23 protein-coding genes are annotated in these 23141 nt (G+C 70.1%); 16 read left to right on the top strand and 7 right to left on the bottom strand.

What is annotated here, in order from left to right:
- The gene (locus tag ACWFRJ_RS19875; protein ID WP_453532054.1) at positions 1-585 is read right to left on the bottom strand and encodes a Uma2 family endonuclease; all 585 of its coding nucleotides are present in this window, start codon (positions 583-585) and stop codon (positions 1-3) included.
- 189 nt (positions 586-774) lie between these two features.
- On the opposite strand from ACWFRJ_RS19875, the gene ACWFRJ_RS19870 reads away from it, so the two are divergent.
- The 5 genes from ACWFRJ_RS19870 (at position 775) to ACWFRJ_RS19850 (ending at position 6570) form a co-directional block, all read left to right on the top strand.
- Complete coding sequence (locus ACWFRJ_RS19870) at positions 775-2412, top strand: peptide ABC transporter substrate-binding protein (RefSeq protein WP_453532051.1); 1638 nt, start codon at positions 775-777, stop codon at positions 2410-2412.
- Positions 2413-2488: 76 nt separating this feature from the next.
- Complete coding sequence (locus ACWFRJ_RS19865) at positions 2489-3412, top strand: ABC transporter permease (RefSeq protein WP_453532048.1); 924 nt, start codon at positions 2489-2491, stop codon at positions 3410-3412.
- Entirely contained in the window at positions 3405-4391 is a 987-nt protein-coding gene (locus ACWFRJ_RS19860; RefSeq protein ID WP_453532045.1) for an ABC transporter permease, read from the top strand. Before ACWFRJ_RS19865 ends, ACWFRJ_RS19860 begins: the two co-directional genes overlap by 8 nt.
- A 6-nt stretch (positions 4392-4397) precedes the next feature.
- A complete protein-coding gene (locus tag ACWFRJ_RS19855) occupies positions 4398-5444 on the top strand; it encodes an ABC transporter ATP-binding protein (protein WP_453532042.1) in 1047 nt (348 codons plus the stop codon).
- 52 nt (positions 5445-5496) lie between these two features.
- Entirely contained in the window at positions 5497-6570 is a 1074-nt protein-coding gene (locus ACWFRJ_RS19850; protein ID WP_453532417.1) for an ABC transporter ATP-binding protein, read from the top strand.
- A gap of 159 nt (positions 6571-6729) precedes the next feature.
- On the opposite strand, the gene ACWFRJ_RS19845 is transcribed toward ACWFRJ_RS19850, so the two are convergent.
- Entirely contained in the window at positions 6730-8907 is a 2178-nt protein-coding gene (locus ACWFRJ_RS19845) for a prolyl oligopeptidase family serine peptidase (RefSeq protein WP_453532039.1), read from the bottom strand.
- Between the two features lie 149 nt (positions 8908-9056).
- Between ACWFRJ_RS19845 and ACWFRJ_RS19840 the strand changes: the two genes are divergently transcribed.
- The 8 genes from ACWFRJ_RS19840 to ACWFRJ_RS19805 all read left to right on the top strand — a co-directional run bounded on the left by ACWFRJ_RS19840 (position 9057) and on the right by ACWFRJ_RS19805 (position 16626).
- Positions 9057-9251, top strand: a complete 195-nt coding sequence (locus tag ACWFRJ_RS19840) for a hypothetical protein (protein WP_190082113.1) — start codon at positions 9057-9059, stop codon at positions 9249-9251.
- Positions 9252-9324: 73 nt separating this feature from the next.
- The gene (mshB, locus tag ACWFRJ_RS19835) at positions 9325-10230 is read left to right on the top strand and encodes an N-acetyl-1-D-myo-inositol-2-amino-2-deoxy-alpha-D-glucopyranoside deacetylase (protein ID WP_453532036.1); all 906 of its coding nucleotides are present in this window, start codon (positions 9325-9327) and stop codon (positions 10228-10230) included.
- An 86-nt stretch (positions 10231-10316) separates the two neighbouring features.
- A complete protein-coding gene (locus ACWFRJ_RS19830; protein ID WP_453532033.1) occupies positions 10317-10724 on the top strand; it encodes a DUF6113 family protein in 408 nt (135 codons plus the stop codon).
- A 142-nt stretch (positions 10725-10866) separates the two neighbouring features.
- Complete coding sequence (locus tag ACWFRJ_RS19825; protein WP_453532030.1) at positions 10867-12993, top strand: hypothetical protein; 2127 nt, start codon at positions 10867-10869, stop codon at positions 12991-12993.
- Between the two features lie 93 nt (positions 12994-13086).
- Complete coding sequence (locus ACWFRJ_RS19820; protein WP_453532027.1) at positions 13087-14013, top strand: ABC transporter ATP-binding protein; 927 nt, start codon at positions 13087-13089, stop codon at positions 14011-14013.
- Entirely contained in the window at positions 14010-14747 is a 738-nt protein-coding gene (locus tag ACWFRJ_RS19815; RefSeq protein ID WP_453532024.1) for an ABC transporter permease, read from the top strand. The genes ACWFRJ_RS19820 and ACWFRJ_RS19815 overlap by 4 nt, the downstream gene beginning before the upstream one ends.
- Positions 14748-14830: 83 nt before the next feature.
- Positions 14831-16000 (top strand): sensor histidine kinase, encoded by a 1170-nt coding sequence (locus ACWFRJ_RS19810; RefSeq protein ID WP_453532414.1) that lies wholly within the window; start codon positions 14831-14833, stop codon positions 15998-16000.
- Positions 15997-16626, top strand: coding sequence for a response regulator (locus ACWFRJ_RS19805; RefSeq protein ID WP_453532021.1), 630 nt, complete (start codon positions 15997-15999; stop codon positions 16624-16626). Before ACWFRJ_RS19810 ends, ACWFRJ_RS19805 begins: the two co-directional genes overlap by 4 nt.
- Before the next feature lie 18 nt (positions 16627-16644).
- On the opposite strand, the gene ACWFRJ_RS19800 is transcribed toward ACWFRJ_RS19805, so the two are convergent.
- A complete protein-coding gene (locus tag ACWFRJ_RS19800) occupies positions 16645-17499 on the bottom strand; it encodes a transglutaminase family protein (RefSeq protein ID WP_453532018.1) in 855 nt (284 codons plus the stop codon).
- A 69-nt stretch (positions 17500-17568) separates the two neighbouring features.
- Positions 17569-18045: a DUF2000 family protein gene (locus ACWFRJ_RS19795; RefSeq protein WP_453532015.1), complete on the bottom strand. Its 477-nt coding sequence runs from the start codon at positions 18043-18045 to the stop codon at positions 17569-17571.
- A 49-nt stretch (positions 18046-18094) separates the two neighbouring features.
- Here ACWFRJ_RS19795 and ACWFRJ_RS19790 point away from each other — a divergent pair, with 49 nt between their 5' ends.
- The gene (locus ACWFRJ_RS19790; RefSeq protein WP_453532012.1) at positions 18095-18922 is read left to right on the top strand and encodes an AraC family transcriptional regulator; all 828 of its coding nucleotides are present in this window, start codon (positions 18095-18097) and stop codon (positions 18920-18922) included.
- Here ACWFRJ_RS19790 and ACWFRJ_RS19785 read toward each other — a convergent pair.
- Positions 18915-19751, bottom strand: a complete 837-nt coding sequence (locus ACWFRJ_RS19785; protein ID WP_453532009.1) for a transglutaminase family protein — start codon at positions 19749-19751, stop codon at positions 18915-18917. The genes ACWFRJ_RS19790 and ACWFRJ_RS19785 overlap by 8 nt on opposite strands.
- A 40-nt stretch (positions 19752-19791) precedes the next feature.
- Positions 19792-20811 carry a GNAT family N-acetyltransferase gene (locus tag ACWFRJ_RS19780; RefSeq protein ID WP_453532006.1) on the bottom strand — a complete coding sequence of 340 codons (1020 nt, stop codon included), beginning with the start codon at positions 20809-20811 and terminating at the stop codon, positions 19792-19794.
- Between the two features lie 143 nt (positions 20812-20954).
- Here ACWFRJ_RS19780 and fdxA point away from each other — a divergent pair, with 143 nt between their 5' ends.
- Together fdxA and ACWFRJ_RS19770 are read left to right on the top strand one after the other, a co-directional pair.
- Positions 20955-21275: a ferredoxin gene (fdxA, locus tag ACWFRJ_RS19775; RefSeq protein WP_030573070.1), complete on the top strand. Its 321-nt coding sequence runs from the start codon at positions 20955-20957 to the stop codon at positions 21273-21275.
- Between the two features lie 111 nt (positions 21276-21386).
- A complete protein-coding gene (locus ACWFRJ_RS19770) occupies positions 21387-22490 on the top strand; it encodes a bifunctional succinyldiaminopimelate transaminase/glutamate-prephenate aminotransferase (RefSeq protein WP_453532003.1) in 1104 nt (367 codons plus the stop codon).
- A gap of 73 nt (positions 22491-22563) precedes the next feature.
- Here the strand turns inward: ACWFRJ_RS19770 and ACWFRJ_RS19765 are convergent, their stop codons facing one another.
- The gene (locus ACWFRJ_RS19765) at positions 22564-23034 is read right to left on the bottom strand and encodes an ATP-binding protein (RefSeq protein ID WP_389903554.1); all 471 of its coding nucleotides are present in this window, start codon (positions 23032-23034) and stop codon (positions 22564-22566) included.
- Between the last annotated feature and the right edge of the window lie 107 nt (positions 23035-23141).

The raw sequence follows: 23141 nt of genomic DNA, 5'->3' as shown, positions 1-23141 counted from the left end.
TCAGCTCTCGGCGGACCCCGGCCTTCCGTAGCGGCGGAACGCGGCAGTCTCCACTGTCCAGGGGCCGAACGGCACCTCGTCGCCGAAGATGTACGGCTCCTTGTTCCCGTACCGGCCCGCGCACGGCTCGGAGTGCACTTCGATCGTGCCGGTCCGGGGGTCGACGATCATGTAGTGGCCGATGCCCATAGCGGGGTACTCGGTCAGCTTCTCGCCGTAGTCGTTGTTCGGATTGGATGGCGAGACGATCTCGATGACGGCCAACACCTGAGTGGCGTCGACGGCGATGCCCTCCTCGTCGAGCACTGCCTCGGGGATTACGAGGGCGTCCGGGCGGCGCATGCGGCCGATTGCGGGATGCTCGATCTCCGGGCCGTTCTCGCAGACGTAGCCGGGGTGGGTGCCGGGGAGCTGCTTGTTCAGCTGATTCCGGATGCGACGGACCGTGCCCTCGTGGCGCTTCGAGGGGCACATCATGGCCAGGATCGGTCCTGACGGTCCGATCTCTACATTCCAGGTCCCTTCAAGGCGCTCGGCATAGGCTCCGAGCTCCTCGGCGATCGCGCGCATCTTTGCGTAGTCCACGCTTCGAGGGTAGCGAGCGGCTGCGTGCCACCCCGCCTGCCGATCTCCCGCCCATACGCCTTCCCGTGGAGGCATCCGAGGGTTTCCCAGACCGACTGGACCCGGAAAGCCCCCATAAAGATGCGCGGCGCCATGCATTGGGGTGTATTTGGGCCTAAGTGAGACTTAGGCCTGAAAGGGAGGCTCTCCATGCGTGGAGCCACGCACGCCAAGTGGGCCGCATGTGCGGTGACCGTCGCCCTCGCGGCGACCGCCTGTGGCGGAGGCGGCGACAGCGGCGGTGGCGGGGGCGGCGACGGCTCCGGGATCGTGGGTTCCTCATGGGGAGATCCGCAGAACCCGCTGGAGCCCGCCAACACCAATGAGGTGCAGGGCGGCAAGGTGCTCGACATGATCTTCCGGGGTCTCATGCGGTACGACCCGAAGACCGGCGAGGCCAAGAACATGATCGCCGACAAGATCGACACCAAGGACTCACAGAACTTCACCGTGAAGATCAAGGACGGGTGGAAGTTCAGCAACGGCGAGAAGGTCACCGCCAAGTCCTTCGTCGATGCTTGGAACTACGGCGCCCATCTGAAGAACAACCAGAAGAACGCCTACTTCTTCGGCTACATCGACGGCTACGACAAGGTCCACCCGGAGAAGGGTGACGCCACGGCCGACAAGCTCTCCGGCCTGAAGATCGTCGACGACACCAGCTTCACCGTCAAGCTCTCGCAGAAGTTCTCCACCTGGCCCAAGACCCTCGGCTATCCGGCCTTCGCGCCGCTGCCCAAGGCGTTCTACGACGACCACGACGCCTGGCTCAAGAAGCCCGTCGGCAACGGTCCGTACACCGTGGACTCGTACGACAAGGGCTCCAAGATGTCCCTGCGGAAGTGGGACGGCTACAAGGGTGACGACAAGGCGAAGAACGGCGGTGTGGATCTGAAGGTCTACACCGACAACAACACCGCCTATACGGACCTCATGGCGGGGAACCTCGACCTCGTCGACGACGTTCCCGCTTCGCAGCTCAAGAACGCCAAGAGTGATCTGGGTGATCGTTACATCAACACACCCGCGGGGATCATTCAGACCCTCGCTTTCCCGTTCTACGACAGCAAGTGGTCCAAGAGCGGGATGGAGAAGGTCCGTCAGGGGCTCTCCATGGCGATCAATCGTGAGCAGATCACCGAGACCATCTTCCAGAAGACCCGTACCCCGGCCACCGACTGGACATCGCCGGTACTCGGCGAGGACGGCGGCTACAAGTCCGGGCTCTGCGGTGACCCCTGCAAGTACGACGCAGCGAAGGCGAAGAAGCTCGTCGCGGACGGCGGCGGAATCCCCGGCGGCACGCTGAAGATCACGTACAACGCGGACACCGGCTCGCACAAGGAATGGGTCGACGCGGTCTGCAACTCCATCAACAAGGCCCTCGGGAAAGACAAGGCCTGTGTCGGAAACCCGATCGGCACCTTCGCCGACTTCCGCAGCAAGGCCTCCCAGCAGAAGCTGGACGGCGCCTGGCGCGCGGGCTGGCAGATGGACTATCCGCTGATCCAGAACTTCATGCAGCCGCTGTACTACACGGACGCCCCGTCCAACGACGGCAAGTGGTCGAACAAGGAATTCGACGGACTCGTCGACAAGGCGAACTCCGAGACCGACACAGGCAAGGCCGTCAGCACCTTCCAGGATGCGGAGAAGGTCCTCGCCGACCAGATGCCGGTCATTCCGCTCTGGTACCAGAACGGCAGCGCCGGCTACTCGGACAAGGTCTCCGACGTGGCGCTGAACCAGTTCAGCGTCCCGGTCTACAACGAGATCAAGGTCAGCTGAGGCCCAGGTAGCGGTCGTCCGGCGAGAGTGAATTCGCTCGCGCCGGACGGTCGCTTCCGCTACTTCCGGAGCCCTCATGGGACGTTATGTGATCCGGCGTCTGCTGCAGATGATCCCGGTCTTCTTCGGCGCCACGCTGCTGATCTTCCTGATGGTGAACGTGATGGGCGACCCCATCGCGGGCCTGTGCGGTGACCGCAAGTGCGATCCCGCGACGGCCGTCCAGCTGAAGAAGGAATTCGGCCTCGATAAGCCCGTGTGGCAGCAGTACCTGACGTACATGGGCAATGTCTTCACCGGTGACTTCGGTACCGCCTTCAACGGTCAGAAGGTCACCGAGCTGATGTCGACGGCCTTCCCGCTCACGATCCGGCTGACCCTCGTCGCCATCGTCTTCGAGATCGTCATCGGAATCTCGCTCGGCGTCGTGACCGGACTGCGCCGCGGGCGTCCCATCGACACCGTCGTCCTGCTTCTGACGCTCGTCGTCATCGCCATTCCCACCTTCGTCACCGGCCTTCTTCTGCAGTTGCTCCTCGGCGTCGAATGGGGGGTGATGAAACCCTCCGTCTCCTCGGAGGCGCCCCTCAACGAACTCATCGTGCCGGGGCTCGTTCTCGCCTCGGTCTCCCTCGCGTACGTCACCCGGCTCACCCGTACGTCCATCGCCGAGAACCGCCGTGCGGATTACGTCCGTACGGCCATCGCGAAGGGGCTCCCGAGGCGCCGCGTCATCACCCGGCATCTGCTGCGCAATTCACTCATCCCGGTGGTCACCTTCATCGGCACGGACATCGGCGCACTGATGGGCGGCGCGATCGTCACCGAGCGGATCTTCAATATCCACGGCGTCGGATTCCAGCTCTACCAGGGAATTCTCCGGCAGAGCACACAGACCGTCGTCGGCTTCGTGACCGTACTCGTCCTCGTCTTCCTGCTGGCCAACCTCATCGTCGACCTCCTGTACGCCGTACTCGACCCGAGGATCCGTTATGCCTGAGCCCCGAGAGCCGAACGGACCGGACGGTGCCATCGCCCCGACCGGTGCCGGGGGTGCGATGGACCTCGCGGCGACCGAGGGGACGACGCTCGACAAGACCCCGGGCGGTCCCGAAGGCACCGGTCCTTCCGCCCCGGCCCGCAGCCTGTGGTCCGACGCCTGGCACGAGCTGCGACGGAACCCGATCTTCATCATCTCGGGCCTCATCATTCTCTTTCTCGTCTTCATCTCGCTCTGGCCGTCCGCGATCGCCTCCGGGAACCCCCTCGACTGCGACCTCGCCAACTCCCAGAAGAGCTCGAGCTCCGGCCATCCCTTCGGCTTCGACGGACAGGGCTGCGACGTCTACACCAGGACCGTGTACGGGGCCCGCGCCTCGGTCACCGTCGGCGTGTGCGCCACGCTCGGTGTCGCGATCCTGGGCAGCGTGCTCGGCGGGCTCGCGGGGTTCTTCGGCGGGTTCTGGGACGCGATCCTCTCCCGGATCACCGACGTCTTCTTCGCCATCCCCGTCGTACTCGGCGGCCTGGTGCTCCTGTCCGTCGTCACCAGCAGCACCGTCTGGCCGGTGATCGGCTTCATGGTGCTCCTCGGCTGGCCGCAGCTCTCGCGCATCGCCCGCGGATCCGTGATCACCGCCAAGCAGAACGACTACGTCCAGGCGGCGCGGGCGCTCGGCGCCTCCAACTCGCGGATGCTGCTGAGGCACATCGCGCCGAACGCGATCGCGCCGGTCATCGTGGTGGCCACCATCGCGCTCGGCACGTACATCGCCCTGGAGGCGACCCTCTCGTACCTCGGTGTGGGTCTGAAGCCGCCGACCGTGAGCTGGGGCATCGACATCTCCGCCGCCTCCCAGTACATCCGCAACGCCCCGCACATGCTGCTCTGGCCCGCAGGTGCCCTTGCGATCACCGTGCTCGCGTTCATCATGCTCGGCGACGCGGTGCGCGACGCCCTCGACCCGAAGCTGAGGTAGGCGCCCATGGCAACCGTGGCATCCGAGGGAGCAGAGGCGTCCACCACGGGGACGTCCAAGCTGCTCGAAGTGCGTGATCTGCACGTCGAGTTCAGGACCAGGGACGGCGTCGCCAAGGCCGTCAACGGCGTCGACTACAGCGTCGCCGAGGGCGAGACGCTCGCCGTGCTCGGCGAGTCCGGGTCCGGCAAGTCCGTGACCGCGCAGGCCATCATGGGCATCCTCGACATGCCGCCCGGGAAGATCACCGGCGGCGAGATCCTCTTCAAGGGCCAGGACCTCCTGAAGCTCAAGGCGGAGGAGCGGCGCAGGACGCGCGGCGCGGGCATGGCGATGATCTTCCAGGACGCCCTGTCGTCGCTGAACCCGGTGCTCAGCGTCGGCCAGCAGCTCGGCGAGATGTACGTCGTCCATCAGGGGATGTCCCGCAAGGACGCCAAGGCCAAGGCGATCGAGCTGATGGACCGGGTGCGCATCCCTGCCGCGAAGGAACGGGTCGGGCAGTACCCGCACCAGTTCAGCGGCGGCATGCGCCAGCGCATCATGATCGCCATGGCGATGGCCCTCGAACCCTCGCTCATCATCGCCGACGAACCGACCACCGCCCTGGACGTCACCGTCCAGGCCCAGGTGATGGACCTCCTCGCCGAGCTCCAGCGCGAGCTGCACATGGGCCTGATCCTCATCACCCACGACCTGGGCGTCGTGGCGGACGTCGCCGACAACATCGCCGTCATGTACGCGGGCCGCATCGTCGAGAAGGCCCCCGTCCACGAGATCTACCAGGCCCCCGCACACCCGTACACGCGCGGTCTGCTTGAGTCGATCCCCCGTCTCGACCAGAAGGGGCAGGAGCTCTACGCGATCAAGGGGCTGCCGCCCAACCTCATGCACATCCCGCCGGGCTGCGCCTTCAACCCCCGCTGCCCGATGGCACAGGACGTCTGCAGGACCGATGTGCCGCCGCTCTATGACGTGGCGTACGAAGGCCTCGCCGCCGACCGCAGGAGCGCCTGCCACTTCTGGAAGGAGACGCTCGATGCCGCACGGTGAGCACATCAGCAAGAAGCAGCTCGCGGAGGAGGGCGAGACCGCACGGCAGCTGATGGACAAGGCGCGGGCGGAGAGCGAGTTTGCCGCGCACGGGTCGGCGTCGGGCCATGAGCCGATCCTCCAGGTGCGCGGCCTGGTCAAGCACTACCCGCTCACCCAGGGCATCGTCATCCGCAAGCAGGTCGGCGCGGTCAAGGCCGTCGACGGCGTCGACTTCGACCTCGGGCAGGGCGAGACGCTAGGCATCGTGGGGGAGTCCGGCTGCGGGAAATCCACGGTCGCGAAGATGCTGGTGAACCTGGAGCGGCCCACGGCGGGCGAGATCCGCTACAAGGGCGAGGACATCAGCAAGCTGTCCGGGCGGGCCCTGAAGGCCGTGCGCCGCAACATCCAGATGGTCTTCCAGGACCCGTACACGTCGCTCAATCCCCGTATGACGGTCGGCGACATCATCGGGGAGCCCTACGAGATCCATCCCGAGGTCGCTCCGAAGGGGTCTCGGCGGCAGAAGGTGCAGGAGCTCCTTGACGTGGTCGGGCTGAACCCCGAGTACATCAACCGCTACCCGCACCAGTTCTCCGGCGGTCAGCGCCAACGCATCGGGATCGCGCGGGGTCTCGCGCTGCGGCCCGAGATCATCGTCGCCGACGAGCCGGTCTCCGCGCTCGACGTGTCGGTGCAGGCGCAGGTGATCAACCTCCTCGACCGGCTGCAGAACGACTTCGACCTGTCGTACGTGTTCATCGCCCACGACCTGTCGATCGTGCGGCACATCTCGGACCGGGTGGGCGTGATGTACCTGGGGCGGATCGTCGAGATCGGCTCCGACGAGGAGATCTACGAGCATCCGACGCATCCGTACACGCAGGCGCTGCTCTCTGCCGTGCCGGTGCCTGATCCCGCTGCGCGGGAGCATCGGGAGCGGATCATTCTGAGCGGGGATGTGCCTTCGCCGGCCAATCCGCCGTCGGGCTGCCGCTTTCGCACGCGGTGCTGGAAGGCGCAGGAGAGGTGTGCGCTCGAGGTGCCTGAGCTGGCCGTTCCGGCGGAGTTCCGGCTGGCCGATGGGCCGGAGGCGCATGACTCGGCCTGTCACTTCGCTGAGGAGAAGCAGGTGGTTCCGTAGGCCCCTCGGCGGAGCCGGTGAGGTGCTTAACACGCGAGCAACCACCCCGTCGCCCCCGCGATATACACACCCGGCACGCTGAGGAACGTACGGCCGTGCGGGTGCCGTAGATCGGCCGGGGTTCGCCATGTCGCCCCGGCCGATCGCCGTGCTCCGGGGCTACCGCAGACCCAGCGAGCGCTTCAGGAAGTCGACCTGGAGCAGCAGCAAGTTCTCCGCCACCTGTTCCTGCGGAGTCATGTGCGTCACCCCGGACAGCGGAAGCACCTCGTGCGGGCGCCCTGCGGCAAGGAGCGCCGACGACAGGCGCAGCGCGTGCGCCACCACCACGTTGTCGTCCGCGAGGCCGTGAACGATCATCAGAGGGCGGTGCGGCACCTCGGGCGAGACGAGGCCCTCCTCGGTGACGAGAGAGCTCAGGGCGTACGTTTCCGGGTCCTCAGCGGGGTTTCCCAGGTACCGCTCCGTGTAGTGCGTGTCGTACAGCTGCCAGTCCGTCACCGGCGCCCCCGCCACACCCGCGTGGAAGACGTCGGGGCGGCGCAGGACCGCGAGGCCTGCGAGGTAACCGCCGTAGGACCAGCCCCGGATCCCGACCCGGTCGAGGTCCAGGGGGAAGGACGCGGCCAGGCCCTGGAGCGCGTCCACCTGGTCGTCCAGGGTGAGCGTGAAGTCCCGCCGGATCTCCTTCTCCCAGGCGGGGGAGCGTCCCGGAGTGCCACGGCCGTCCGCGATGACCACCGCGAATCCCTGGTCGGCGAACCACTGGGACGTGAGATAGGGATTGTGGGCGGCGACGACCCGCTGGCCGTGCGGGCCGCCGTACGGGTCGAGGAGGACGGGGAGCGGGCCCGAGCCCTCCTCGTAGTCCGTGGGGAGCAGAACGGCGCACGGGATCTTGCGTGCGCCCCCCTCGGTGAGCGTCACGCGCGGTGTGAGCCCCGGATGGTGGGCGTGTGAGGCGACGGTCGCCACCTGCTTGCCGTCGCGCAGTACCTGGACGCGGGAGCCCGGCTGGTCGAGGGTGGCCGACACGAGGACCGTGAGGCCGCCCGCGCGCACCGCCGAGTGCACCCCGGGTTCGGCGGAGACGCGCTCGATTCCCAGTTCGTTGACGCGGTAGACGTGCACCTCGCCGGTCTCCGGGACGGGGGCGGCCTCGCCCGCCGACGCCGAGATCAGGACATCGTCGTCCGCCACGTCGAGCACCGCGCGGACGTGCAACTGGGGTCCTGTGAGTGGACGTTCGCCAACTGCCAGGACGCGTGCGCCGCCCTCGTCCACGATCCGCACAAGGCGTCCGCTGGGGGACCAGGAGGGGGCGCCGGGGAAGAGTTCAAGCCACTGCGGATCCTCTTCCGCGTGCACCATACGGGTCGATCCGTCGTCCGGGTCGACCGCCAGGTAGAGCTGGCTGAGCTGGTCCCTGGACTGGACGAGGAGCAGCGGCGCCCCGGCCGACGACCAGTGCACCCGCGCCAGATACGGGTAGCGGGCGCGGTCCCACATCACCTCGGTGCGCGCGCCGTCCAGGGTCACGACGAAGAGGCGTACGTCCGCGTTGGCCGTGCCCGCCGCCGGGTACGCGACCCGCGTGGGCTCCGTCTCGGGGTGCGCCGGATCGGCGATCCACCAGCGCCGCACGGGGGCGTCGTCGGCACGTGCGACAAGCAGGCGGTCCGATTCGGGCGACCACCAGAAGCCCCGCGAACGCTGCATCTCCTCGGCCGCGATGAACTCCGCGAGGCCGTACGTCACGGTCTCCTTCTCGGCGGAGTCCGGCTCCGGCGCCGCGAGGGCGCGGTCGCCCGTCCCGTCGGCGCCCGTGACGCGCAGGGCGCCCCCGGCGACGTACGCGATGTGGCGGCCGTCGGGGGAGGGCCGCGGGTCGATCACCGGGGCGGGGGCGGGCAGTTCGCGTGCCGTGCCCGCGCGCAGCTCCGCCGCGAAGAGCCGCCCGGAGAGCGTGAAGGCGGCGAGTTCCACCGTCGAGTCCGTCGCGTACCCCACGATGCCCGCGCCGCCCTCGCGGCTGCGCTCGCGGCGGGCGCGTTCCTCGGCGGAGAGGCGCTCGGTGGCGCCCTTCAGGAGCGCCTGCGGATCGGCCGCGACCCGCTCGACCGCGCCGTCCTCTAGGTCCAGGACCCAGAGTTGGCTGGCCCGGTCCGTGCCGGAAGACGAGCGCAGGAAGGTGATGCGGGACCCGTCAGGCGCCACCGTGAACGCGCGGGGCGCACCGAGAGTGAAGCGTTGCGTGCGGGCGTGCAGACGAGGGAAGGAGAGCCGCTGCGTCTGACTCTCGGCGTGCCCGGCGGTGGCGGGTGTCTCGGTGGTCATCCTCCGAGCCTATGGGGCATGCGCCCCCTTGTGCTGCCGTGCTCCGAGTCATGCGGACCCACGGATAGTTATGATCCGTAGCGCTTAGTGGGTATGTACCTGCTGGCGTCCGCACTGGTGCAGGGTCTGGGACTTGGAGGTGAGCCGCCGTGGCACTCTCGATTTCGGTGGTGGTGCTGCTGGCGATCATTGTCTTCTTGCTGGTCAAGAAGTCAGGGTTGAAGGCGGGCCACATGATCGTCTGTGTCTTGCTCGGCTTCTATCTGGCGAGCTCCTCCATCGCGCCGACGATCAACGAGCTGACGACCAACGTGGCGGGGATGATCGGCGACATCAAGTTCTGATCCGTTCGCGGCACGTTCTGATCGGGGCGCATCACGTTCCGATCAGTGCGCGGGGTGCTCGTAGGGTGGTCCCATGACGGAACTGCCCGCCCGGCGTCTGCTGCTCGTGCACGCGCACCCCGACGACGAGTCGATCAACAATGGCGCGACGATGGCCGCGTACGTGGCCGACGGCGCCCATGTCACGTTGGTGACCTGCACGCTCGGCGAGGAGGGCGAGGTCATCCCCGCCGAGCTCGCCCATCTCGCGGCCGACCGCGAGGACGTGCTCGGCCCGCAGCGCATCGGCGAGCTCGCCGCCGCGATGAAGGAGCTGGGCGTCACCGACCACCGCTTCCTCGGCGGCACCGGACGCTACCGCGACTCCGGGATGATGGGCATCGAGCAGAACCACCGTGCGGGCGCCTTCTGGTCCGCCGACCTCGACGCAGCGGCGGCGGACCTCGTCGAGGTGATCCGCGAGGTGCGTCCGCAGGTGCTCGTGACGTACGACCCGGACGGCGGATACGGCCACCCCGATCACATCCAGGCCCACCGGGTCGCGATGCGCGCCGCGGACCTCGCGGCCGAGGGCGCCTTCCGCGCGGATCTCGGCGAGCCGCACACCATCGGCAAGATCTACTGGAACCGTGCGCCGCGCTCCGTCGTCGAAGAGCGGTTCCGGTGGATGGAGGGCGCCCTGCGGCACTCTCCGTTCACGACCCCCGGAGTGGTCGCGGACGTGCCCGGTGTGACGGACGACGGACGGATCACGGCGGAGATCGACGGGACGGCTTTCGCGCGGGCGAAGGCGGCGGCGATGCGCGCGCACGCCACGCAGATCGAGGTGCGGGGTCCGCTCTTCGTCCTGTCGAACGGGCTCGCGCAGCCGATCTTCGATGTGGAGTACTACGAGTTGGTGCGAGGAGAAGCCGGTGCGGTGGACGGCGAGCGTGAGACGGATCTGTTCGCGGGGCTCGAAGGGGTGACGGCGCTGTGAGTACTCGTTCGCGTGCGACATCCTCCGCGGGGCCGTCTTCCAAGGGAGCGTCTTCCAAGGGGTCGTCCTCCAAGGGGTCGTCCTCCGTGACTCCGCCCCCGGGAGGCAGCGCTCTCGCCCAGCCGCTCAATTTCGGCCGTCTTGCCGCCTACGCGGGGCTTTTCGTGCTCGGCGCGGTCGTCGGCGTGGCGGGCGCGCTCGTCCAAGGGGGCTGGTTCCCGGGCGGGTTGCTGCTCGCGCTCCTCGGGGCCGCCGGGCTCTTCCACGGAGGGGCGCGTGCCATCGGCGGCAGAGCGGGGGCGGTGGCGCCGGCGGCGGGCTGGCTGGTCGCCGTCATACTGCTCACGGCCAGTCGGCCCGAGGGGGACTTCCTCTTCGGCGCGGGACTTGGTTCGTACGTCTTCCTGCTCGGCGGAATGGCGGTCGCTGTGATGTGTGCCACCCTCGGTCTGCGGCCGCAACCAGGCGGGCCCGCCGCCCGACTTGGCAAGTGACGTACCACTTCAGCCCGTGTCCCACACGGGTTTGACGGCGGTCACAGAATGAGTGCCGACGGCGGCCAGTATGGTGGTGCGCGCCGCCGAGCCGCCCGAGTGAGGTCGAGACGGGCGGCGGAGCCAACCGGGAGAACCTGCCTTGAGTCGTGAAACTGACAGTTCGTCCTCCGGGCCCCAGGGGCGCGGTGGAGCCGCTTACCCCTCGGGGACGCCGCCGTACGGCTCCCCGGCACAGGACGGCGCCGCGGAGGGCGCGCAGGGGCAGGCCGCCGAAGAGCGGCCCGACGAGCCCAAGACCGAGACCACGCTGACCACGCGCATCCGGATCAACATCCCCGGGTCGCGGCCCATCCCGCCGGTCGTCATGCGCACGCCCGTCGCGAGCAGCGACCTGAACCCGCCGCGTCCGCAGGACACGGGCCGCGCCGCTGACGGATCCGACGCCGGGGACGGCGCGGGGCGTCCGGGGTCCGCGAACGGCGCCGGAGGTTCCGGTTCCGCCGGAATGTCCGGTTCGGGCTCCGCGCCCGCCGCGCCGTCCGCCGCCGGTCCTTCGTCCCCCGCCGCCGCGCCGGAGGAGAAGACGAGCGACTGGTTCGCGCCGCGCAAGAGCGGTGGCACCATCGGCGGGAACGGCATGTCCGGGGGCGCCGGTCCGTCCGCCGGTTCGGGCGCGGGCGGCTCCGGTACGGGCTCCTTCGACGTGTCCGGTGCCGTGGCATCGGGCCCGCTCGGCGCGGGTGCTCCGCAGGGCGGCGGCGACCCGCAGCGCGGGGACCTGCCGTACTTCTCCGGAAGCGCGGGAGGTGCGGGAGGCGCAGGGGCCGACGGTGGCCGTGGTCCTTCGGGCCCGACCAGCGGACCGGTGACCGGCGACGGCCCGATGGCGCCGAACCCCGCCAATCCGGCGGACCAGGCCAACCCGGCAGGCCGGGCGAACCCGATGGCCCCGCCGAACCCGGGCGGTCCGGGCGGTCCGGGCGGTCCCGGCAACCCGGGCAAGCGCCCCAACCCGGCCAACCCCGCCGCCCGTTCGGGCGCGCCCGCGATGGGCGACGACACCGCCATCCTCACCCCGCAGAAGGCGGGCCCGGTGCACGGCGGCCCCGGCTCCATCCCCGGCGGCCCCAGCGCGCCCTCGCCCGGGTCGAACGTCTCCGGCGACACCCTGACCAGCGGCATCCCCGTCGTACCGCCCGCACAGAACTCACCGTTCCCCGCGGGCCCGCAGACCGACGGACCCGTGCCGCACACCCCGCCCAAGCTGCCCGAGCCGGTGCAGCCGAACGTGCCCGTCGCCGCGGCCCCGGCCAAGAAGAAGGGGCGCAACAAGCTCGTTCTCGTGGGCGCCCTCGTGGTCGTCGCGGCCTGCGGCGCCTACGGCGCCGGTCTGTTGATGAACCACGCCGACGTACCGAAGGGCACCACCGTGCTCGGCGTCGACATCGGCGGCGGCACGCGCGACGAGGCCGTCAAGAAGCTCGACGAGGCGATCGGCGAGCGCGTCACCAAGCCCCTGAAGCTGTCGGTCGACGGCGAAGCGGTCACGCTCAGGCCGGACCAGTCGGGCCTGACCCTGGACAGCCAGGCGACCGTCCGCGAGGCGGCGGGCAGTGACTACAACCCCATGTCGGTGATCGGATCGCTCTTCGGCGGCGAGCGCGTCGCCGAGCCGGTCATGCCCGTGGACGAGGAGAAGCTGGCGGCCGCCCTGGAGCGCGCCGCGGGCGGCTCCGGCTCGGCCAAGGAGGGCTCGGTCCAGTTCGTGCCCGGCAAGGCCGTCCCCGTGTACGGCAAGGAGGGCAAGGGCATCGACGTCGCCGCGTCGACCAAGGCCGTCTCGCAGGGGTACGAGAAGCAGGTCGCGAACGGCAGCGCGGGCACGGTCCAGGTGCCCACCACCACGCGCAAGCCGACCGTCGCGAACGCCGAGGTCGACAAGTTCATGACGCGCTTCGCGAAGCCCGCCATGTCCGCCAACGTCACGATCAAGGCGGGCAGCGCGTCGATCCCGTTCGGCCCGGCCAAGTCGCTGCCGAAGGTCCTGGAGACGCAGGTGCTCAAGAACGGCACGCTGCAGGTGCACTACAACACCGCCGAGCTCAAGAAGCTCTATGGCAACGTCTTCGACGGCATCCTGATCCAGCGCGGCAACGGCGACAAGACGCCGGTCCAGCCGACGGACGTGGCCGCCGCGATGAACAAGGCACTGATCGGCAAGACGCCGGCGGAGCGGGTCGGCGTGATCGAGACCAACGCCGGCTAGGCGCTGCGCCGAGTGCCGCATGACATCTGTCATGCGGCACTCGGCACACACGACACTGCCGCCGTCGACCGCCTTTTGGCGACGATGGACCACATGACGACGACCGCAGCACCGCCCGTCACCGCGGTGAGCTTCGAGAAGGTGACCAAGAGCTACGGGGACGTCCGCGCCGTGGACGACCTCACGCTCGCCCTCCACCCCGGCGAGACGGTCGCGCTCCTCGGGCCGAACGGCGCGGGCAAGTCCACCGCGCTCGACCTGCTCCTGGGCCTGCGGAACGCGGACAGCGGCTCCGTGCGGGTCTTCGGCACGAGTCCGCGCGAGGCGATCACCGCGGGCCGGGTCGGCGCGATGCTGCAGAGCGGCGGCCTGATGGGGGAGGTCACCGTCCGCGAGCTGGTGCGGCTCGCCTGCGATCTGCACCCCAGGCCCTACCGCGCGGACGACGTGCTGGCTGCCGCGGGCCTCACCCAGCTCGCCGACCGGAAGGTCGACAAGCTCTCCGGCGGCCAGGAGCAGCGCGTCCGCTTCGCGCTCGCGACCGCGGGAGCGAACGACCTGATCGTCCTGGACGAGCCGACCACCGGCATGGACGTCACCGTGCGCCAGGCCTTCTGGGCCACCATGCGCGAGCAGGCGGACCAGGGTCGTACGGTCCTGTTCGCCACGCACTACCTGGAGGAGGCCGACGCGATAGCGGACCGGGTCCTCGTCCTGCACCGCGGCCGTCTCCTCGCGGACGGCACGGCTGCCGAGATCAAGGCGAAGGCCGGGGCCCGGAAGGTCTCGTTCGACCTGCCCGAGATGGACACCGCACTCGCGGGGCGGCTGCGCGCGCTGCCGTTCCTCACCACCGCCGAAGTGTCCGGCCACACCGTACGGCTCCAGTCGACGGACGCCGACGCCACCGTGCACGCGCTGTACGGGCTCGGCGTTTACCCCCGCAACCTCGAGGTCGCCGGTCTCGGCCTCGAGCAGGCCTTCGTGGCGATCACCGCAGCCGAGGAGGCCAAGGCATGACGCTGACCAAGCTGGAGATCATCCGTTCCCTGCGCAACAAGAAGTTCCTGTTCTTCTCGGTGATCTATCCGTCGATGCTCTTCCTGATCATCGCGGGCGGCCAGGACAGCACGGAGATGGTGGGCGACACGGGGCTCGCGCTGCCCGCCTTCTTCATGGTGTCGATGGCGTCGTTCGGCGCCCTCACCGCCGTCCTCATGGGCAACAGCGAGCGCATCGCCAAGGAGCGCGAGAGCGGCTGGGTCCGCCAGTTGCGTCTGACGAGCCTGCCGGGGCACGGCTACGTCATCGCGAAGACCGCGAGCGCCGCCGTGGTCAGCCTGCCCTCGATCGTCGTGGTGTTCGTGGTCGCCGCGGCCGTCAAGGACGTACGCCTCGATGCCTGGCAGTGGCTGGCGCTGACCGGAGCGATCTGGGCGGGCAGCCTCTGCTTCGCCGCGCTCGGGGTGGCCATCGGCTATCTCGCGACCGGCGACGCCGTCCGCCCGATCACGATGATCGTGTACTTCGGGCTCTCCGTGCTCGGCGGCCTGTGGATGCCCACGGCGACCTTTCCCCAGTGGCTGAGCGACATCGCCACCTGGCTGCCGACGCATGCGTACGCTGCCCTCGGACAGGCCATCGAACTGGGCGACGCCCCGCACGCGAAGGACATCGCGCTCCTCGTCGGGTACTTCGTCCTCTTCGCGGGCGGCGCGGCATGGCTGTACCGGAAGGACACATCGAAGGCGTGAATGACACCGACTGCGCCGAGCCCGGCCACCCCCTGAAGAGCTTCGGCCGTCCGGTGGCGGACCGCCGTCAGCTGCTCACCAAGATGCTGTGGATCGGGATCTGGCTGGTCTTCCTGGCCAGTCCGGTGCAGGACCTGCTGCGGGCGAACCACGGCGCCGCGGCCACGGTGTTCGGCTGGCTGGGTCTCGTGGCCTTCGTGCTCTGCTACCTGACCCTGGTCTTCCGCTACACCTCCAAGGTGTTCGAGTGGCGTGTGGTGCACGTGTCGTTCGGGGCGCTGCTCGCCCTCGCCATCGTCCTCTCCTTCGCCTTCGGCACGCCCTGGCTGGGGCTCTTCGTGTACGTGGCCGTGTCCGCGGGAGCCGTCCTTCCGATGCGGCACGCGGCGTGGGCCATCCCGGCCGTCACCGGCGTGATGATCCTGATCGGTCTGCGCACCGACAGCGTGGCCGACCTGCTCGGCAGCCTCGCCGTCCTCACCGTCCTGGTCGGCTTCGCGATGACGGGGGTGCGGGAGCTGGTCCGTACGACGATCGAGCTGCGCCAGGCGCGGGCAACCGTCGCCCAGTTGGCCGCCAACGAGGAGCGGCTGCGGCTCGCCCGCGATCTGCACGACCTCCTCGGTCACTCGCTCTCCCTGATCACGCTGAAGAGCGAGCTGGCAGGGCGGATGCTCCCGGCCCACCCCGACAAGGCCGCGCAGCAGGTGGCGGACATCGAGCAGGTCAGCCGCCAGGCCCTGGTGGACGTGCGCGAGGCGGTCTCCGGCTACCGCAGGCGCACCCTCACCGGCGAGCTCGCGGGCGCCCGCACGGCGCTCACCGCCGCCGGCATCGAGGCCGACGTACCGCTGGAGGCGCCCGCTGTGCTCCCCGGCGAGGAGGGGGAGACGGCGCTGGCCTGGGCGCTGCGCGAGGCGGTGACCAACGTCGTGCGGCACAGCGGTGCGCGCCGCTGCACCGTGGCGTTCACGTCCCGGCACACCCTGGACGGTCCTGTCATCGAGATGTCGGTGGAGGACGACGGCAGGGGCGGTTCCGCCGCCGCTCAGGGCAACGGTCTGACGGGCCTGACCGAGCGTGTGGAGGCGGTCGGCGGCATCCTCGACGTGGGGCCCGCCGCGCGAAGGGGCTTCAGGCTCACGGCGCGGGTGCCGCTGGAGTCTGTGGACAAGGGCGAGAGCGAGGGCGAGGGCGACGGGCCGCCCGGCGGCTCCGCCTCGGGATCTTCGGCTCTAGGATCCTCCGCATGAGTACGAACAGTGCGGGCGCCGCCGTGAGGGTGCTCCTCGCCGAGGACCAGTCGATGGTCCGCGAGGCGCTCGCGGCGCTGCTCGGCCTCGAGCCGGACATCGAGGTGGTGGCCCAGGTGGCCCGCGGCGACGAGGTGCTCGCCGCGGCGCGCGAGCACGCGGTGGACGTGGCGCTGCTCGACATCGAGATGCCGGGAAAGACGGGCATCGAGGCGGCGGCCGAACTCCACGCGGAATTTCCGGAATTGAAGATCGTGGTCCTCACCACGTTCGGCCGCCCCGGCTATCTCCGCAGCGCGATGGAGGCCGGTGCCGACGCCTTCCTGGTCAAGGACGCGCCCGCGGCCCAGCTCGCCGACGCGGTCCGCAAGGTCCTCGCGGGGGACCGGGTCATCGACCCCACGCTCGCGGCGGCGGCGCTCGCCGGGGGAGCGAACCCGCTGACCGACCGCGAGCGCGAGGTCCTGCGCGCGGCGGCGGACGGCGCCACCAACGCCGAACTGGCGACGGCCCTGCACCTCTCCCCGGGCACGGTCCGCAACTACCTCTCCACGGCGATCCAGAAGCTGGCCGTACGCAACCGCGCCGAGGCGGTCAACGTCGCCCGGGAGAAGGGCTGGCTCTGAACTGCCCTGCCCCATAGGTCAGTTCAGCATCGCCCGCGCACCGTGCGCCTCCTGCCTCAGTCGCACCGCCGCCACTTCGTCGGTGGCGGCCAGGGCGTCGGCGTACGTCTCGATCTCCGCCGCACCCGACAGGAAGTCGCCGCGCTGTACGAGGAGTTGGGCCCGGTCGTAGTGCAGTCGATCGGAGTGCGCGGGCAGCAGCAGGGAGAGTTCGACGGCCCAGAGCGCGACGTCCGAGCGCTCGGGGCGGGCCGCCGCCCACGCGCGGATGTTGTTGAGGACGCGCAGGACGATGTCGAGGGGCCCGGCGGGGCTCAGCATCGACGGCACGAGCGGCGCGCCCGTCGCGCCCGCCACCAGTAACTCCGCGTCCGGGTAGGGGAGTACGAGACCTCCCGCGAACGGATTGGCGAGGACCTGCTCGTCGCGCCCGCCGAAGCCGACCACGAAGTGGCCGGGCAGGGCAACGCCGTGGACGGGGACGCCCGCGCGCCGGGCCACCTCGATCCACACCACCGACAGGAGGATGGGCAGGCCTCTGCGCCTGCGCAGCACTTCGTGCAGCAGCACGGAATGAAGGTGCTGGTAGTCGCCGGGCCTGCCTCTGAACCCGTAGCGCGTGCCGAGCAGTTCGGCCAGCGCGAGTGCCCAGGACAGGGGCTCTTCGGCCTGGTCCGGCGGCCGCTCGGCCAGCCGCTTGGCCAGCTGGTCGGCGAGACGGTCCAGGATGTGCCGCGCCGCGCGCATACCGGCGTCGTCGAGATCCGGATCCGCCTCCGCTCCGATCAGCAGGCACAGCTGCGCGAGATCGGGTCGCACGGACCGGACCTGATCGGCGAAGAGGCATCGCCGCTCCGGGGATTGGGGGTGCATAGGTCCTTCGTGCCCTGCCCGGCCGATCGATAGCGCTCCGATCTGCCCCGCGCTGTCGCCCCCCGTCGCTCAGGGGTGCATCCGGGCCCCCTTGAGGACCTTGTCGACCGCGTTGCGCGGACCGTGGACGGCGATCCCCACCAGGTCGAGCTGATCGGTCGCCACGGCCCGTACAGCCGCCCGGTTGTCCCGGTCGTTGCCCGTGGCGAACAGGTCCGACGTGAACAACGCCCTCGGCAGCGAACGGGACAGCACGCGGCCGTGCGCGGCGGTCAGCGTCTCCTTCGACCCCTCGAAGATCAGGACGGGCTGGCGGAACATCGGCAGGTAGGGGGTGCCGTCGGCGTCCTCGTACGGCTCCCCGATCACCTCGGGTACCGCCGTGCCGAGCCCGCTGACCAAGAACGCGGTCACGTTGAGGCGCTGCCAGGGCTCCAGGTCGTCACGGAGCAGGACGGCGATCTTCGTGTCGAAGCGGACGGGCGCCTCGCCCGTGATCCCGGCGGTCCCGGTCCCGGCGGTGTCTGTCTCAGCGGTGGTTCTCATGCGTCGAGACTGCCGAGTGGACCGCCGTCGCGTCTTGTACGTTTCTTGCATGGTGGCCCGGCAGGAGATCTGCGCATGGCGCCCGCCGGTCGCGGGTGTCGTGGAGGTCTTCCACGCCCGCTTCACCGAGCACGCGTACCCGATGCACGTCCACGACGCGTGGACCCTGCTGATCGTGGACGACGGAGCCGTCCGCTACGACCTGGACCGGCACGAGCACGGCACACCGGGCGACACCGTCTCGCTGCTCCCGCCGCACGTCCCGCACAACGGCTCGCCCGCCACTCCCGACGGTTTCCGCAAGCGCGTGCTCTACCTCGACATGACGCAGCTCGACGCGAGCTTCATCGGCCCCGCGGTGGACGGCCCCGACCTGGTCGACCCCGTGCTGCGCAGGAGCGTGGGCAGGCTGCACGCGGCCCTCGCGCACCGGGGCGACGAGCTGGAGGCCGAGAGCCGCCTGGCGCTGATCGGCGAGCGGCTGCGCGGCCACCTGCGCCCCCGGCTCACGCCCACCGCCTCGCACGCCCCCGTCCGTGGCGTCGCCCGGGACCTCCGCGACCTCCTGGACGCGCGGCTGCTCGACGCCATGACCCTGGACGAGGCCGCACGCCTGGTCCACGCCCACCCCAGCCATCTCGTACGCGCCTTCAGCGGGGCCTACGGCATCGCGCCGCACCAGTACGTGATGTCCCGCCGTGTCGACCACGCGCGCCGTCTCCTGCTTGCCGGGCAGCCGCCGGGCGAGGTGGCGACCGCCGCGGGTTTCTACGACCAGTCGCACCTCACGCGGCACTTCAAACGGGTGGTGGGCATCGCACCGGGTCGCTACGCCCGCACCTCCACAGCTGTCAGCCGAATCGGCCGGGTCAGTTGAGCATCGCCCGCGCGGCCCGCGCCTGGTCCCGCACCCGGTCCGCCGTGGTCGGCTCCACCGCCGTCACCACGTCGGCGTACGTCTCAAGCTCAGCCGCGCCCGCGAGGAAGTCACCTCGCTGTACGAGGAGTTGGGCCCGTTCGTAGCGCAGACGCGCCGGGTGCGAGGGCAGCAGCAGGGAGAGTTCGACGGCCCAGAGCGCGACGTCCGAGCGCTCGGGGCGGGCCGCCGCCCACGCGCGGATGTTGTTGAGGATCCGCAGCACGATGTTCAGCGGATCGGTGGGCGTCAGCATCGAGGGGGACACCGTGCCGCCCGACGACCCCGCGACGAGCTGCTCCGCGTCCTCGCCGGTCAGGATCTGCCCGCCGGCGAACGGGTCGGTGAGCACCTGCTCGTCACGGGGGCCGAAGCCGACCACGAAGTGACCGGGCAGCGCGACGCCGTAGACGGGCGCGCCCGCCCGGCGCGCCACCTCGATCCACACCACCGAGAGCAGGATCGGCAGACCGCGCCGGCGCCGCAGCACCTCGTGCAGGAGGGAGGACTCAAGACGCTGGTAGTCGGCGGGCGTTCCCATGAACCCGCACCGGGCGCCGAGGAGCTCGGCGAGCGCCCCCGCCCACTCCCGTGCCCCGCCGGGGCGGTAGGGCAACTGCCCGGCGAGCCGGTCCAGTTCGATCTGCGCCGCGTCGATGTCGTCGTCACCGAGTCCGGGGTCCGCCTCCGCGCTCAGGAGGAGACAGAGCAGGGACAGATCGGGCCGCTCCGACCTGGCTTCCTCGGCGAAACGCCGCCGGGACGCGGCCGTCCTTGACTCCTCGTGCATGCGTGCCTCGTGCCTTACTTACCGAGCCGACCGGTAGGAGCTACCGAGCCGACGGGTATCGATAGTGGTGGTACGTGTGGTGCGCGGCGAAGCCAAGACCGCCGTACAGCGCCCGCGCACCCTCGTTGTCGTCCTCGACCTGGAGCCAGGCCGCCGAAGCGCCTTCGGCGAGCGCCTGCCGGGACAGCGCGGCCATCACCGCGGTCGCGAGTCCCTGCCTTCGGTGCGCCGGATCCACCTCTACCGCCATGAATCCCGCCCAGCGCCCGTCCACGACGCACCGCCCGATCGCCGCGGGCCCCTCGTCGAAAGAGGCCCCGGGCACGGAAGCGAACCACACCGAGGGTCCGCCCGCCAGCACCTTGAGCACATGAGGTCCCGGCACCTTGAACCGCTTGTAGCGCCGCAGCCACGCCTCGTCGAACGACCGTGAAAGACGCACCCGTTCCACCTCCGCGTCGGGCAGGTCCGGATCGCCGAGCGGCGCGAGAGCACCGACATGGATCTGCGAGCTCACCTCGCGCTCCCAGCCCCGCTCCTCGAGCTCCGCGCAGAGCAGCTCCTGGGTGCCTTCGGCGCCGGTCGCGGTCTGGACGTACGCGGGCAGCTCCCGCTCGTCGTACCACTGGCGTACGTACGTAAGAGCCTGGTCCAGGGGCCGTCCCGGATCGCCGAGCGGCAGTACAGAGTTGGCCCGCCGGGTGAAGCCGCCCGCAGCCCGCAGCTCCCACTCGCCGAGCCGCTCGCTCTCGACGGGCTGCCAGGCGCGCGCGCAGACCTGGGCCAGTTCCGCGTAGGACGCCGCGGGGCCGCGCCTGCGGGCCGGGGCCGCGGGGACCACCTTGCCCGCCACCAGCGCGCTCTCCTCGACACGGACACGCTCACCGTCACGTCGTGTGATCAGCACCACACCGTCGTTCCACGATGTGAGAACACCCACCGTGTCAGTGAACTTGATCCCCGGTCCCGTCCTTTGGTTCAGGCGGCGTACCGACACCCGTTTGCCCACGTCAGCAGGGGTGATGCGCACCTCAAGCCGTCCGCCCGCAGTGAATTCCACAGCTCTGTACGCCCCTCCTGTTCGGATCATGCCCGGGAACGGAGATACTAGAGGCGGGCATCGACGACGCCGCGCTCCCGCGCGCCAGGCGAGCGGAGCCTGAAGACGGCCCGCCAACGCCCGTATCGAGGAGGAACGACAGCGTGACCTACGTCATCGCGCAGCCTTGTGTCGACGTCAAGGACAAGGCGTGCATCGAGGAGTGCCCGGTCGACTGCATTTACGAGGGCTCCCGGTCCTTGTACATCCACCCGGACGAATGCGTCGACTGTGGAGCCTGTGAACCGGTCTGCCCGGTCGAGGCGATCTTCTACGAGGACGACACTCCTGAAGAGTGGAAGGACTACTACAAGGCGAACGTCGAGTTCTTCGACGAGCTCGGATCGCCCGGTGGTGCCAGCAAGCTCGGCCTGATCGAGCGCGACCACGCCTTCATCGCCGCATTGCCGCCGCAGAACCAGTAACGGCTGCTTGAAGCGCCGCCCCGGTCCCGTACGGCACATGTCGCTGTACGGGACCGAGGCATTTGCCCACCCACGGGCATCTGCCCGCCCACGCATTACGGGAGTCAGTACGTGTCCGTAGTCTCCGGTCTCTCCGGCCGCCTTCCCGCCTTCCCCTGGGACAAGCTCGAGCCGTACAAGGCCACGGCGTCCGCCCACCCCGGCGGCATCGTCGACCTGTCGGTGGGCACCCCGGTCGACCCGGTTCCGGAGCTGATCCAGAAAGCGCTGGTCGCGGCGGCGGACTCACCGGGGTATCCGACGGTCTGGGGCACGCCCGAGCTGCGCGACGCGATCACCGGCTGGTGCGAGCGGCGCCTCGGCGCGCGCGGCGTCACGCACCGCAACGTGCTGCCGATCGTGGGCTCCAAGGAACTGGTGGCCTGGCTCCCGACCCAGCTGGGCCTGGGCCCGGGTGACGTCGTCGCCTACCCGCGCCTTGCCTACCCGACGTACGAGGTGGGCGCGCGTCTGGCCCGCGCCGAGTACGTCTCGTACGACGACCCGACCGACCTCGACCCGACGGGCCTGGGGCTCCTCTGGCTCAACTCGCCGTCGAACCCGACCGGCCGTGTCCTTTCCAAGGAAGAGCTGACCCGCACGGTCGCCTGGGCGCGCGAGCACAGGGTGCTCCTCGTGAGCGACGAGTGCTACCTGGAGCTCGGCTGGGAGGCGGAGCCGGTCTCGGTCCTCCACCCGGACGTGTGCGGTGGTTCGTACGAGGGAATCCTCGCCGTCCACTCGCTCTCCAAGCGGTCGAACCTCGCGGGCTACCGCGCGGCGTTCGTCGCCGGTGACGCGGACGTCCTCGGCGAGCTTCTTCAGATCCGCAAGCACGGCGGCATGATGACGTCCGCGCCGACGCAGGCGGCTGTCGTGGCGGCGCTCGGCGACGACCAGCACGTGCGCGAGCAGCGCGAGCGGTACCTGGCCCGGCGCACCGCCCTGCGCGACGCTCTGCTGGGGCACGGCTTCCGCATCGAGCACAGCGAGGCGAGCCTCTACCTCTGGGCGACCCGTGACGAGTCCTGCTGGGACACGGTCGGCCACCTCGCCGAGCTCGGCATCCTCGTGGCTCCCGGCGACTTCTACGGCCCTGCGGGCGACCGCTTCGTACGCGTCGCGCTGACGGCGACGGACGAGCGCGTGGCCGCGGCGGTCGAGCGGCTCGCCTGAGGCGGGAGCAGGCCGCATGCGAGGAGGGCCCGGAGCCAAGTGGCTCCGGGCCCTCCTCGTGCGTGCGTGGCGGTCAGCCGAGGGGCAGGCTCTTGACCGGGAGCTGGTCGGTGGGCAGGCCGCCCTTGGTGAGCGAGTCGGTGGGCAGGCCCTCGCCGACGGCGTCGGTGGGCAGACCGTCCTTGGTGGCCGTGCCCGCGGTCTCGCCGACCGTGTTGCCTGCGTTGCCCGCGAGGTCACCGGCGGCCTTCTGTGCCACGGGGGTCGTGGTCTTGGCGGTCGTGCCGACGACCCTGCCCGCGGTCGGGACGCCCTTCTTCACGGCCTTGCTGCCGGTCTCACCCGCGAGACCGGTGCTGCTCTGGGCCGCGCCGTCGACGGTGTTGCCCAGGTTGGCACCGTCCAGGGCGGTCACACCGCCCAGGTCGGGGGTGGCCGGAAGTTCGGCGGCGCTTGCGGAGCCGGCCGCACCGACCACGGGAGCCGCCCCCGCTGCGATGAGCAGCGCGGCGCGGGCGATCCGACGGGTCAGGGGGAGGGACATGATGCTCCTTCAGACGGGAGAGAACGTTGGTGTGTCCGGCCGGATGGGGCCCGGCGCCTGGACGCAGTGACTACCGCTCGAAGCCCTCGAAGGTTGCGGTGGCCCAA

Source organism: Streptomyces sp. NPDC055239, from assembly GCF_053606205.1.
The sequence above is the reverse complement of the archived record's forward strand: the minus strand, read 5'-3'. Positions and strand labels throughout refer to the sequence as shown.